We start from the raw sequence: 12602 nt of genomic DNA, 5'->3' as shown, positions 1-12602 counted from the left end.
TGACTTACACTCCCGCCACATCTTTTTCTCTGCTATCACTGCGGGTATCACCATGTTGCACGTCGTCCTGTTTGAGCCTGAAATCCCACCTAACACCGGCAACATCATCCGTTTGTGTGCCAATACCGGGTTTCAACTTCATCTGGTCGAGCCGCTGGGTTTTGACTTTGACGATAAAAAACTGCGTCGGGCGGGACTCGACTATCACGAGTTTGCGGCAGTAAAAGTGCACAAGGATCTGGATGCGGCGTTGGCGGCGATCCAGCCCCAGAACGTCTGGGCGTTGACCACTAAAGGAAGTCGCAACCACTGTGACGCGCAGTTTCAGGCGGGTGATGTACTGCTGTTCGGTCCGGAGACCCGTGGCTTGCCTGCGGAGGTACGTGATGCACTGCCGCAGGAAACCCTGTTACGCCTGCCGATGAAGGAAGAAAGCCGCAGCCTCAATCTGTCCAATGCCTGCGCCATTGTGGTGTACGAGGCATGGCGTCAGCTTGATTTTGAAGGTGGTAAGTAAGTGTTTGCTTACTGCTCGCCGCTCTTTGAACTGGCTGCGGACGCTCCAAGCGCTGTCCACTCGCTGAAAGTGGCTGCCTGTCCGCAATAGTGGTCGTCTGCATCAGTCAGGTTCCAAACCACAGTTCTGCCCAGTGCGAAACGTTTCCCGGTTTTGCTGATGCGGATACCCTGATAGTCGTCGATATAACCATCGCGCTGCACCCGTTCCAACATCGCGGCGCGTACCTCGCGCAGGTCCGGTTCGGCGGAGTATCGTGAGGGCATGCCGATAATCTCCTCCCATTCCAGCTCCCACAGCTGCTGCGCAGCCCGGTTGGCGTAGGTAAAGCGTGGGTCACTGTCGCCGTCGTGGGTGAGTACCACATAAGGCGCGTCATAGAGCGCCCGGGCTAATGTCTCTGCGGATGCGTGAGCAGGCAATCCGGCTAATGGATACTGTAAACGCGCCTGGAAACTCCGGATAATGGTGTTGGAAAGTTGGATAATCAATTCGCTTTGCCAGGGCTGCATAGGGATCATGGAATCCTTGTCATGATTAAGCATGGACTGAGATACTACCGCTCTATATGAATAGAATGAACCTTAAATCATGAAGCAGGATGCTATAATCCTCACCCAGTTCGACCCTATAGCGTCGTCGCCAGACTGCCTTGCGGCAGTTGATCACCTCGGCGGACGGATTCTCTTTCAGGCAGGTGTTTCCCAGCGCGTGAATATTCTGGCGCTGCAGCAACAGCTACTACCCTGTGTAGTGCTGGTGGATGGATTGCAACAACTGGCCGACTTCAAACAGGCTTCAGCAGATAGCATGATCAGTATCCTGCCGATGACGGCGGGTGAAGTTAATGCTGTATTGCAGGCCGGGGCGGCAGACAAACTGTTGCGCATGGCGTGTGGAGAATCGGCCTGAACTCTCCTCAGGTTCGCGTTGATTGATTTTAGATGTAGGTACTAAGATGAGGGTGATCGTTTCCCTTCTCGCGCTGTTGTTGTTCAGTGTGCCGTTATATGCGGCACGGCCAGCTACCGGTGCCGATGAAGTGGAGCAGATGTGTAAGAAGATCAGTGACCGTCTGGCCAGTGTCTCTTACAAAGAGTGCTCCAGTGTTCATTTCTACCAGCCGCGTTTTTTCTCCGCCAATAACCTGCCGATTCTGGAAGCCCACTATGCGGCCAGGACCGGTACCAAGAATCCGGTGCGTGTCCTGTTTATCGGGGGGATTCACGGTGACGAGCTGTCCAGTGTCAGTGTGACGTTCAAGTGGCTGAACACCCTGAACAAACATCACAGCGGAGCGTTCGACTGGCACTTTGTGCCGCTGGCCAATCCGGACGGGTTGATGCGTCGTCCGGCGACCCGTGTAAACGCTAACAACATCGACCTCAACCGCAACTTCATTCCGGCCGAGGCTGAGTTGACTCCGTTGGAGTACTGGAAGCAGCAGGCGAAGATGCGTAAACGTTACTATCCGGGGCGGGCGCCGTTGAGTGAGCCGGAAAGTAAGATGATCCATAAGCTGATTGAGGAGTACCGTCCGACGGTAATCGTGTCGGTGCATGCGCCGCACGGTATGCTGGATTTCGACGGCGACAAGCAGCCGCCGCAGCGTTTGGGACCGTTGTACCTGCGTCACTTGGGGACCTACCCGGGCTCTCTGGGTAATTACGGCTGGTACGTTAAAAATACCCCGGTGCTGACCATCGAGTTGCAGCACGCGGGTATCATGCCGCCAGCACAGGATATCAGCAAGATGTGGGTGGATCTTGTGCGTTGGGTGCGTTACAAATCGAAGCCTGGGGATCAGCTCGCCGAAGGTGGTGAAGAGCAGTAAGTCTGCCCGCAGGCCATGCAGATACAAAAAAGCCGGCGCAGTAGCACCGGCTTTTTTATGGCGAACACGGACGCTTAGTGCGCGTTGCCTTCTGCCTGAGCCTGCTGCTGTGCCAGCTGCTGAGCGTACAGGGCATCGAAGTTTACCGGTGCCAGCATCAGCGGAGGAAAGCTTGCTTTGGATGCCATGTTGTCGACCGCTTCACGTGCGTATGGGAACAGGATGTTCGGGCAGAACGCACCCAGGGTGTGGTGCAGTTCGCCTTCTTCCAGGCCCGCGATAGTGAAGATACCTGCCTGCTGGATCTCTGCCAGGAAAGCAGTTTCGTTGTCGTTCTTCACCGTTACGGTCAGTGTCAGAACCACTTCGTACGCGCCTTCACCCAGCTGCTGGGTGCGGGAGTTCATGTCCAGGTTAACTTCTGGCTGCCAAGGCTTGGTGAATACTTCTGGCGCATTTGGGGATTCCAGAGACGCGTCTTTCAGGTATACACGCTGTACGGCAAACTGTGGTGCCTGTGCTTCAGCCTGCTGGTTCTGTTCGTTCTCAGACATCGTAAGATCCTTTCAATAGAAGTTGTGTTATTCGGCGAGCAAGGCGTCGAGTTTACCCTGATGCTCTAAGGCAAATAGGTCGTCGCAACCGCCCACATGGGTATCGCCGACAAAAATCTGCGGTACGGTGTGGCGCCGGGCACGGGCCATCATCTCCTGACGGGCACCGGCTTGGCGGTTTACGTCGATTTCGGTGTATTGCACGCCCTTGTGATCCAGCAGCATTTTGGCGCGGATGCAAAATGGGCAGATCGCAGTGGTGTAAATCAGCGTGTCTTTCATGGCTTATTTAACCACTGGCAGTGACTGGCCTTTCCATTCGGTCATACCACCGGACAGGCGCATTACATTGGTGAAACCTGACGCCTTCAGTTTCTTGGTTGCCGCACCCGCAGTCTGACCCAGGTTGCAGACAACAATGATCGGCTTCTCTTTGAATTTGTTCAGTTCGTCGATGCGACGATCCAACTCCGCCATCGGGATGTGGCGTGCGCCGGTAATGCGGCCGGTATCCCACTCTTTCTTTGGACGGATATCCAGGATTACTGCGTCTTCTTTATTGATCATCTGGGTGGCGATGGCCGGTGTTACGGCTTTGCCGGCACGGCGGCTTTCGTTCCACAGCAACATGGCCAGGGTCAGCAACCAGGCTGAAACCAGAAGGACATGGTTACCAATAAACTCAATCACTTGTTCCATCATTTTTCCCGACTCGGAGGACCGCTTGGGTCTGGCGTTAAATCAAAGCCGGTAAGTATACAACGCGATCAGGACCGGGATAAGACGGTTAGTCAATTTCTCTCCAATTGTCCGATCTTTTCTTTTATATAGGTCTTTTTCATGGTGTGAGTCGTTCGCGTTCAGGCACCGAAATGCGTAGAATAGCGGGCAATCTGAACTCATTTGATGGCGATAAAACAAGAACCGTTATGACGAACGCGCGCGCACCTAAAGCTCTTATCATCCTGGATGGTTTCGGTATCGAATCGTCCGAGTCTTCCGCAATCGAAGCTGCGAACACGCCGGTATGGGACAACCTGCTGGCAACCAGACCTGTTTCCCGTATTGCCACCTCCGGCATGGCGGTGGGTTTGCCGGAAGGACAGATGGGGAACTCCGAAGTAGGGCACATGAACATCGGTGCAGGCCGTACCGTGTACCAGAACTTCACCCGTATCTCCAAGGCGATCGACGACGGCGACTTCTTTGAAAATGAAGTGCTGGTCGCCGCGATGGACAAGGCGATTGCTGCGGGTAAAGCGGTTCACCTGCTGGGCCTGCTCTCTCCGGGTGGTGTGCACAGCCACGAAGAGCACATCCTGGCGCTGATCGATATGGCCGCCAAGCGCGGTGCCAAGGCGATCTACATGCATGCGATTCTGGATGGCCGTGATATGCCGCCACGTTCTGCCGAACCGTCCCTGCAGAAGGTGCAGGCTAAATTTGCAGAGCTGGGACTGGGTGGTATCGCCACCGTTGTCGGTCGCTACTTCGCCATGGACCGCGACAACCGTTGGGACCGTGTTCAGCTGGCCTTTGATGCGATGACCCAGGGTAAGGCGCCGCAGACTGCACAGTCGGGCACCGAAGCGCTGGCGGCGGCGTACGCGCGTGAAGAAAACGACGAATTCGTGCAGGCAACCGTGATTACCGATGCATCCGGCGCACCGCTGGCGACAGTGGAAGATGGCGATACCCTGATCTGCGCCAACTTCCGTCCGGACCGCGCCCGCGAAATCACCCGCAGCTTTGTGGAAGGTGACGCGTTCACCGGTTTCGAACGTGCCGTTAAACCGGCACTGAGCGAATACGTGATGATGACTGAGTACGCGGCTGATATCGACACGGCGTGTGCGTACCCTCCGCTGAAGATCTCCAACGATCTCGGGGAATACCTGTCCGGCCTGGGCAAAACCCAGCTGCGAATCGCCGAAACCGAGAAATATGCGCACGTCACCTTCTTCTTCAACGGCGGTCAGGAAGACGTCTACCCAGGTGAAGAGCGTATTCTGGTGCCAAGCCCAGACGTTGCAACCTACGACCTGCAGCCGGAGATGAGCGCACCGGAAGTGACCGCGAAGCTGGTTGAAGCGATCAAGAGCGGCAAATTCGACCTGATCGTCTGCAACTACGCCAACGGCGACATGGTCGGCCACACCGGTGTCTTTGACGCCGCAGTGAAAGCGGTTGAAACGGTGGACGACAGCATTCGTCAGGTACTGGAAGCAATGGCTGAAGTGGGGGGCGAAACCCTGATCACCGCCGACCACGGTAACGTGGAGATGATGGTTGACCCTAAATCCGGGCAGCCCCACACCGCGCACACCATCTGGCCGGTTGCGCTGGTATACGACGGCCCGCGTGCTGGCGAGATCAGCCTGAAAGACGGTGCTTTGTGTGATCTGGCGCCAACCCTGTTGGATCTGATGGCGCTGGAACCGCCGGCAGAGATGACCGGCAAGTCCCTGCTTGTTGCCAAATAAGCGGCAGGCCGGATCAGGATGGAGCCGTACTTGACCCGGCATGCAGGGGGAGGTGGAGCACTGAGCGTTTTCGCCAGAATCTGCCTGCCGCTGTTACTCCTCTTTTCCCTGACGTCTGTGGCGTACGCCGCAGACGGCCAGGCCTCCGAAGCCCAGATTCGCAAGCTGAAAAAGGATATTGCGAGCCTGCAGAAACAACTCTCCAAGAGCGAAGGAGAGGCGTCCAGCCTTAGCAGCCAGCTGCGTAAAAGCGAACTCTCGATCGCGCGTATCAGCAAGCAGATTCATGCCCTCGATAAGCAGCTTTCCCGTCTGGGGGCTCACGCAGGTTCCCTGGAGGGCAAGCGTGATGCCCTGCGCAAGGAGTTGAACAAGCGGGCAGTATCGATCAGCCAACAACTGCGCGAACAGTACAAACTGGGAGAACAACCCTGGTTGCAGGTGCTGCTGATGCAGAAGGACCCGGAAGAGCTGTCCCGTATGATGCGCTACTTCGGTGCGATCAACAGCGAACTGGCGGGGCAGATCAAAAGCTTCAAAATCCGTCTGGCACAGCTGAACAATACGGAAACCGAGCTGTCCGACACAGAGCAGAAGATGGTGGTGAAACGCCGTCAGCTGAAACTGGAAAAAAACGACCTCGAACAGAACCGTGCTGAGCGCGCTAAAACGCTGGCGGCGATTCGGGGTGAGATCAAGTCGGATCAACAACGGCTCACCCGCCTGAAGGCGGATCGTGAGCGTATGGAAAAAGTGCTGAAAGAGGTGCGGCGGGCCATCGATAAGGTTGCGCTCGACCGTGACGGCCAGGCGTTCCGCGAACTTAAGGGTAAACTGCCATGGCCGGTGAGCGGTAAGATCCGGCGTAGCTTTGGTAGCGTATCGGACAATATCCGTTATGATGGAGTCTGGATTGCGACGAAGGCGGGACGTGACGTTAAAGCTGCCCACCACGGACGAGTGGTGTTCTCTGACTGGCTGCGCGGCCATGGTTTGGTGATGATTATCGACCACGGTGGCAATTATCTTTCCCTTTACGGCTACAATGAAACACTACAGCGTGAAGTGGGGGATTGGGTCTCTGCCGGTGAAACCATTGCCACCGTTGGTGCTAGCGGTGGCCGCAGTGAGCCGGGGCTCTATTTTGCGATCCGATATAAAGGAAAGGCGACCAACCCGAAACGCTGGCTGGCAAAACAATAGCCGCTTCCGGATGATAAGGAACAGAATATGAAATTGCGCAAGGCAGTGCAGACCGCACTGCGTTCACTGGTGATGGCTTCCCTCTGTGGTGTGGCGTTTAACGCCGTAGCAGAAACTCCGGCTGCACCGCAGGAACCCGCCAAGCAGCTGCCACTGGAAGAGTTGCGTCTTTTTGCCGAAGTATATGACCGCATCAAAAATGCCTACGTAGAGCCGGTCGATGATGCCAAGCTGCTGCAGGATGCCGTGCGCGGTATGCTTGCAGGTCTGGATCCCCACTCCAACTACATGGACGCCGAAGAGTTTGAAAGCCTGCAGGTGCACACCAGCGGTGAGTTTGGTGGCCTGGGGATCGAAGTGGGTATGGAAGAGCCTTATATCCGCGTCATTACCCCTATCGACGATACCCCGGCGCAGCGTGCCGGTGTAAAAGCGGGGGACCTGATCACCCAACTGGACGACAAGCCCGTTGCCAGCATGACGCTGGAGGAAGCAATCAACCTGATGCGTGGTGAGCCGGGTGAGCCGATTATCCTGACCATCCTGCGTGAGGGGCGTGAAGCGCCGCTGCAGATCAAGGTGGTGCGTGACATTATCCACGTCGCGAGCGTGAAAAGCCGTCTGCTTGAGCCAGGTTACGGTTACCTGCGTATTACCCAGTTCCAGGTGAATACCGGTAAGGAACTGACGCGTCAGCTCGAGACGTTGCGGGAAGAGGGCGAACTCAACGGTCTGGTGCTGGATCTGCGCAACAACCCGGGTGGTGTGCTGCAGGCCGCGGTGGATGTGAGCAATGCGTTCCTGTCCGAAGGCACTATCGTATATACCGAAGGCCGTTTGCCGAACTCTGACCAGCTGTTTGAGGCCAACAGTCAGACCGTGGCGGCAGACCTGCCACTGGTGGTGTTGATCAACGGTGGCTCTGCGTCGGCATCCGAGATTGTCGCCGGTGCCCTGCAGGACCAGAAGCGTGCAGTGATCATGGGGACCGACAGCTTTGGTAAGGGGTCTGTACAGACGATTCTACCGCTGGCCAAGGACCGTGCGATCAAGCTGACGACGGCACGCTACTTCACCCCGAACGGTCGCTCCATTCAGGCACAGGGCATTGAGCCGGATATCGACGTGGCGAACGCCGAGCTGAAACCGCTGGACAGTGGCGTTGAGCACCTGAAAGAGAAAGACCTGAGTGGCCACTTGGAAAACGGCCAGAACAACGAGAGCGAAGCTAGCCTCAGCCGGGTGCAGGATAAAGCCCTGTTGCGGGACGATTTCCAGTTGTTTGAAGCGCTGAGCCTTCTGAAGGCGCTGTCGATTGTGAAGTTACAGGATAAGTAAACTTGATCTCATTAGGGACGCTGGGCCTAAGGCTCAGCTTTTTGCTGTGGATAACAGCTTTTTCAGGGCTCCTTCAGGCGGAGGAGTCCGACTTCGAACCACGGATGGTGCTGATCATTGATGATATGGGTTACAACCTGGCAAAAGGGGAGGCTGCTCTGGCCCTGCCTGGCGCAGTAACCTATTCAATCCTACCTTATACCCCCTACGCCAAACGTTTCGCCCAAGCCGCCCATGAGAGCGGACGTGAAGTGATGTTGCACGTGCCGATGGCCAATACCCGTGCTAAGGCGTTGGGGCCCGGTGCGCTCACAGTCGACATGCAGCGCGATGCGTTGCAGGCGGGCCTGAATGAGGCGCTGGATGCAACACCGTATGTCAGCGGTGTGAACAACCACATGGGGAGCCTGTTGACCAGTATGGAAGAGCCGATGAGCTGGGTGATGGAAACCCTGAAGGCACGGGATCTCTACTTTATTGATAGCCTGACCACGGTGAAAACCGTGGGCTGGAAGAAAGCGCGGGAGGCTCAGGTGCCCTACCTGAAACGCCACGTGTTCCTTGATCACCAGATCGATGAGGCGTTTATCGACGGACAGTTTAAGCGTGCACTGGGCGTTGCAGAACGGTTTGGTTTTGTGGTGGTGATCGGGCATCCTTACCCGGAGACCTCCAGCTATCTGGCGAAAACGCTGCCGACCCTGCGCGCCAAAGGTATCCGCCTGGTGCCGGCTTCGTCCATTGTGAATCCCAGCATCAAGCGATATTTGACGGAAAGGGCGCAAAATAAGGTCCAGCTGGCCGTGGCCACTCAGGTGTCGTCAGAACAGCAGGGCGAGACCGTCACCGATTAACTTGATCCCCACCATCACGGTCAGGGTCTCGAAGGCCCGTTTGACCAGTTTGTTACCACGGCTGATTGCCAGATGCGCCCCGGTGTAGGAGCCGATAACCGCCCCCACCAACAACGCCGGCAGCCAATCCCATTGGGGTGGCTGCTGCAGCGCCACGGTTAGCGCACCGGATGAGTTCCAGAACAACCCCACCAGAATCAGCACGTAGGTGACGGCACGTTTGTAGTCGAAGCCAAACCAGAACACCAGCCACAGGGTGACAAACAGGCCGGTGCCCGAGGTCAGAGAACCGTTCAGGAAGCCGATCAGAAACAGCGCCGCGCCACCGGCCATCAGACCGTTGCCTTCCCGGTTACGTGGCTGATACTCCATGCCCAATTGTTTCTTGGAAAAGGAGTAAACCCCTAATCCTGTCGTCAGGATGCCGAGCGCCAGAATGGTCCAGGCTTCCGGCAATTGCAGGATCACGTAGGCCCCCAGAACAACCCCCGGCAGGCCCCAGGCGAGGATATACCCGCAGAAGCGGTAGTCCAGCGAACCTTCGCGCAGGTGACGCAGGGTAGCGCCGATGCCCAGCGCGACACTGGCAATCTTATGGGTCGCCAGGGCCACCGGAAAACTCAGTCCCAGAAACAGTAATACCGGCAGCTGTAGCAATCCGGCGCCACCGCCCGCCATCGCCGAAAGGCCGTTGGCAAAGAGTGAGAGGGTGAATAGCAGTAGCTGATCCAGTATCAGATCCATGGGATATTGGGCCCGTCAGGTAGTTTGCGGTGGTGGTAAAGATAGATACGGGAGGCTGAGGCCTCCCGTATTGGATTGAGCTAAGCGGTTAAACCGCTGGGCGGAATACCGCAGCAGCCAGACGTGGCCACTGGTCATCCCATTGCTCGGTTGGGCTGCGCTTGAATTCGCTGCGCACAAACTGGCGGATACGGCCTTCAGCTGCGGCCATCAGCAGGTTGGCGCTGGCGCCCGGGGTGATCTGCGTACGCAGGCCTTCGCGGGCTTCCGCTTCGCGCAGTACCTGTTTGATCTGGGTTTCCAGGCGTTCGAAGAACTGGTTGACGCGGGTGCGCAAGCGATCGGTTTCGCCGGACAGAGCGTCGCCGGTCAGGATGCGGGCCATGCCGGGGTTCTTCTGTACGAAGGCCAGCAGCAGAGTGAGGATCTGCTCACACTGACGCACGCCGTCGGCCTCCGATTTGGTGATCATGCTCACGCGGGTGAAGACGGTGTCTTCAATGAAGCCGATCAGGCCTTCAAACATGCGTGCCTTGCTTGGAAAGTGGCGGTACAAAGCCGCTTCCGATACACCCACCTCTTTCGCCAGTGCGGCAGTGGTGATGCGGGCACCCGGGTTGACTTCCAGCATCTGGGCCAGGGCCTGCAGGATCTGCTCGTAACGGGATACTTTCTGTTTCTCTTGTGCGGTCATTCCCGGTCCTTACTACGAACGGTTGGTAATCAGCGTACCCACACCTTCATCGGTGAAGATCTCAAGCAGGCAGGAGTGTGCCACACGGCCGTCGATGATGTGGGAGCTGGTTACGCCGGATTTAACCGCACCCAGCGCGCAGTCGATCTTCGGCAGCATGCCGCCGTAGATGGTGCCGTCTTCGATCAGCTCGTCCACCTGCTTGGTGGTCAGGCCGGTCAGTACGTTGCCGTCCTTATCCAGCAGACCGGCGATGTTGGTCAGCAGGATCAGTTTTTCCGCCTGCAGCACCTCGGCAACCTTACCGGCTACCAAGTCAGCGTTGATGTTGTAGGAGTCGCCGTTTTCGTCCACACCGATCGGTGCAATCACCGGGATGATGTCGGACTGGGCCAGCATATCCAGCACCTTCACGTTCACCTGCGCAACTTCACCCACGTGACCGATATCGATGATTTCAGGGGCTTCCATCTCTGGGGTCTTGTGCTTCACTTTCAGCTTGCGGGCACGCAGCAGCTGGCCGTCTTTACCGGTCAGGCCGATGGCACTGCCGCCGTTGGCGTTGATCAGGCCTACGATCTCTTTGTTGACCATGCCGCCCAATACCATCTCCACCACGTCCATGGTTTTGGAGTCGGTGACACGCATGCCGTTGATGAAGTGGGATTCGATGCTCAGCTTGTCCAGCAGATTACCGATCTGCGGGCCACCGCCGTGAACCACGATCGGGTTGATACCGATCAGCTTCATCATCACGATGTCACGGGCAAAGCTGTTCTTCAGTTTTTCATCGGTCATGGCGTTGCCGCCGTATTTGATGACGATGGTCTTGCCGACGAAACGCTGGATGTATGGCATCGCTTCGCTGAGAACCTCAGCGGTGGTCATGGCTTCTATACGATTAAGAGGCATTTTTTATTGTCCTTCTGTACGCAGAAGTGCCCGGTACCTCAGAGTAGCGGGCACTTGGGATCAAACTCAGTCCTGTGGGATGGTCAGGGACGCATCAACCTGAGACAGGCGTTGTTGGAACTGGTCGCGAATACGCTCCAGGGCGGTTTCTGATTCTGCCTCAAAACGCAGCACCAGAACCGGTGTGGTGTTGGACGCACGGATCAGGCCCCAACCGTCCGGGTAGTCGACGCGCACACCGTCTATACGGTTGGCCTCACCACCTTCAAACTCCAGGGCCTGCAGACCTTCGATGATGCTGAACTTGCCTTCGTCGGTCACATCGATGTTCAGCTCCGGGGTGCTCACATCTTCCGGATACGCATCAAACAGGGCGTCGGCGTCCTCCTCACGGCTGGCGAGGATCTCCAGCAGGCGCACAGCGCTGTAGAGACCGTCGTCGAAGCCGAACCAGCGTTCCTTGAAGAAGATGTGGCCGCTCATTTCGCCTGCCAGCAGGGCGCCGGTCTCTTTCATTTTGCCCTTGATCAGGGAGTGGCCGGTTTTCCACATGGTGGCCTTACCGCCTGCGTCGCGAATCACGTTGGCCAGTAGACGAGAGCATTTCACGTCGAAGATGATCTCTGCGCCCGGGTTGCGGCTCAGGATGTCTTCGGCAAACAGCATCATGACGCGATCCGGGTAGATGATCTTGCCCTGAGGGGTGATGACGCCCACACGGTCACCGTCGCCGTCAAACGCCAGGCCCAGGTCGGCGCCGATCTCTTTCACCTTGGCGATTGCATCCACCAGGTTCTTCGGCTTGCCCGGATCCGGGTGGTGGTTCGGGAAGGTGCCATCCACTTCACAGTACAGCGGCGTGACGTCGCAGCCCAGTTTCTCGATCAGGCCCGGTGCGATGTCGCCCGGGATGCCGTTACCGCAGTCCACAACCACTTTCAGTGGGCGCGCCAGTTTTACGTCGGACAGCACGCGCTCCTGGTACTGCGGGCGCACATCCTGCTCACGTATGCTGCCTTCGCCTTCGGAGTAATCCTTTTCGATAATGCGGCGTTTCAGTGTCTGGATATCGTCGCCGGACAGGGTGTGGCCGTTGATCATCATCTTGAAGCCGTTGTAGTCACTTGGGTTGTGACTGCCGGTGATCATCACGCCGGTGCACTGCTCGTCGTGATTGGCGGCGAAGTAGAGCAGTGGGGTTGGCACGTAGCCGTTGTCGATTACGTTGCAGCCACCATCGGTCAGGCCCTGGCTCAGCAGGTTTTTCAGGTGGGGGCTGGACAGGCGACCGTCGGCTGCCACATTGATGGTGTTGACCTTTTGGCTCAGCGCTTCGGCCGCGAATGCTCGACCCAGGTGGTACACGGTATCGTCGGTCAGTGCGGTGCCTACAATGCCGCGAATGTCGTAGGCCCGAAAGATGGTCTGATCGAGATCCTTAAGTTGGTAACGCATGGTGCAATGTCCTT

15 protein-coding genes are annotated in these 12602 nt (G+C 57.1%); 7 read left to right on the top strand and 8 right to left on the bottom strand.

Annotated features, from left to right (window positions below):
* The first annotated feature begins 52 nt into the window (after positions 1 to 52).
* Positions 53 to 517, top strand: coding sequence for a tRNA (uridine(34)/cytosine(34)/5-carboxymethylaminomethyluridine(34)-2'-O)-methyltransferase TrmL (gene trmL, locus QKW35_RS15210; RefSeq protein WP_282354412.1), 465 nt, complete (start codon positions 53 to 55; stop codon positions 515 to 517).
* A gap of 8 nt (positions 518 to 525) precedes the next feature.
* On the opposite strand, the gene QKW35_RS15205 is transcribed toward trmL, so the two are convergent.
* Complete coding sequence (locus QKW35_RS15205; RefSeq protein ID WP_282354409.1) at positions 526 to 1062, bottom strand: MEKHLA domain-containing protein; 537 nt, start codon at positions 1060 to 1062, stop codon at positions 526 to 528.
* A 46-nt stretch (positions 1063 to 1108) separates the two neighbouring features.
* Between QKW35_RS15205 and QKW35_RS15200 the strand changes: the two genes are divergently transcribed.
* Both QKW35_RS15200 and QKW35_RS15195 read left to right on the top strand, forming a co-directional pair.
* Positions 1109 to 1429, top strand: coding sequence for a hypothetical protein (locus QKW35_RS15200; protein WP_282354406.1), 321 nt, complete (start codon positions 1109 to 1111; stop codon positions 1427 to 1429).
* Positions 1430 to 1475: 46 nt separating this feature from the next.
* Positions 1476 to 2351, top strand: a complete 876-nt coding sequence (locus tag QKW35_RS15195; protein ID WP_282354405.1) for a M14 family zinc carboxypeptidase — start codon at positions 1476 to 1478, stop codon at positions 2349 to 2351.
* Between the two features lie 74 nt (positions 2352 to 2425).
* On the opposite strand, the gene secB is transcribed toward QKW35_RS15195, so the two are convergent.
* From secB to QKW35_RS15180, 3 genes are read right to left on the bottom strand one after another with little or no spacing between them, the layout of a single operon-like run.
* The gene (secB, locus tag QKW35_RS15190) at positions 2426 to 2905 is read right to left on the bottom strand and encodes a protein-export chaperone SecB (protein WP_282354404.1); all 480 of its coding nucleotides are present in this window, start codon (positions 2903 to 2905) and stop codon (positions 2426 to 2428) included.
* A 27-nt stretch (positions 2906 to 2932) separates the two neighbouring features.
* Complete coding sequence (gene grxC / locus QKW35_RS15185) at positions 2933 to 3187, bottom strand: glutaredoxin 3 (RefSeq protein WP_282354403.1); 255 nt, start codon at positions 3185 to 3187, stop codon at positions 2933 to 2935.
* A 3-nt stretch (positions 3188 to 3190) separates the two neighbouring features.
* Positions 3191 to 3604: a rhodanese-like domain-containing protein gene (locus tag QKW35_RS15180; protein WP_282354402.1), complete on the bottom strand. Its 414-nt coding sequence runs from the start codon at positions 3602 to 3604 to the stop codon at positions 3191 to 3193.
* 230 nt (positions 3605 to 3834) lie between these two features.
* Here QKW35_RS15180 and gpmI point away from each other — a divergent pair, with 230 nt between their 5' ends.
* The 4 genes from gpmI to QKW35_RS15160 are packed head-to-tail and all read left to right on the top strand — an operon-like array spanning position 3835 to position 8783.
* Positions 3835 to 5388, top strand: a complete 1554-nt coding sequence (gpmI, locus tag QKW35_RS15175; protein ID WP_282354401.1) for a 2,3-bisphosphoglycerate-independent phosphoglycerate mutase — start codon at positions 3835 to 3837, stop codon at positions 5386 to 5388.
* Between the two features lie 30 nt (positions 5389 to 5418).
* Positions 5419 to 6591, top strand: a complete 1173-nt coding sequence (locus QKW35_RS15170) for a murein hydrolase activator EnvC family protein (RefSeq protein WP_282354399.1) — start codon at positions 5419 to 5421, stop codon at positions 6589 to 6591.
* A 27-nt stretch (positions 6592 to 6618) separates the two neighbouring features.
* A complete protein-coding gene (locus QKW35_RS15165; protein WP_282354398.1) occupies positions 6619 to 7929 on the top strand; it encodes a S41 family peptidase in 1311 nt (436 codons plus the stop codon).
* Between the two features lie 41 nt (positions 7930 to 7970).
* Positions 7971 to 8783: a divergent polysaccharide deacetylase family protein gene (locus QKW35_RS15160; RefSeq protein WP_282354396.1), complete on the top strand. Its 813-nt coding sequence runs from the start codon at positions 7971 to 7973 to the stop codon at positions 8781 to 8783.
* Here the strand turns inward: QKW35_RS15160 and QKW35_RS15155 are convergent.
* The 4 genes from QKW35_RS15155 to QKW35_RS15140 all read right to left on the bottom strand — a co-directional run bounded on the left by QKW35_RS15155 (position 8751) and on the right by QKW35_RS15140 (position 12588).
* Complete coding sequence (locus QKW35_RS15155; protein ID WP_282354394.1) at positions 8751 to 9527, bottom strand: sulfite exporter TauE/SafE family protein; 777 nt, start codon at positions 9525 to 9527, stop codon at positions 8751 to 8753. The genes QKW35_RS15160 and QKW35_RS15155 overlap by 33 nt on opposite strands.
* An 88-nt stretch (positions 9528 to 9615) precedes the next feature.
* The gene (slmA, locus tag QKW35_RS15150) at positions 9616 to 10221 is read right to left on the bottom strand and encodes a nucleoid occlusion factor SlmA (RefSeq protein WP_282354392.1); all 606 of its coding nucleotides are present in this window, start codon (positions 10219 to 10221) and stop codon (positions 9616 to 9618) included.
* Between the two features lie 12 nt (positions 10222 to 10233).
* Positions 10234 to 11133 carry an acetylglutamate kinase gene (gene argB, locus QKW35_RS15145; protein WP_282354390.1) on the bottom strand — a complete coding sequence of 300 codons (900 nt, stop codon included), beginning with the start codon at positions 11131 to 11133 and terminating at the stop codon, positions 10234 to 10236.
* Between the two features lie 66 nt (positions 11134 to 11199).
* Positions 11200 to 12588, bottom strand: coding sequence for a phosphomannomutase/phosphoglucomutase (locus QKW35_RS15140; RefSeq protein WP_282354388.1), 1389 nt, complete (start codon positions 12586 to 12588; stop codon positions 11200 to 11202).
* Positions 12589 to 12602 lie beyond the last annotated feature (14 nt).

The organism is Pontibacterium granulatum (assembly GCF_029961155.1).
Taxonomy (GTDB): Bacteria; Pseudomonadota; Gammaproteobacteria; order Pseudomonadales; family Balneatricaceae; genus Pontibacterium; species Pontibacterium granulatum.
This window is presented reverse-complemented; position numbering and strand designations above follow the sequence as displayed.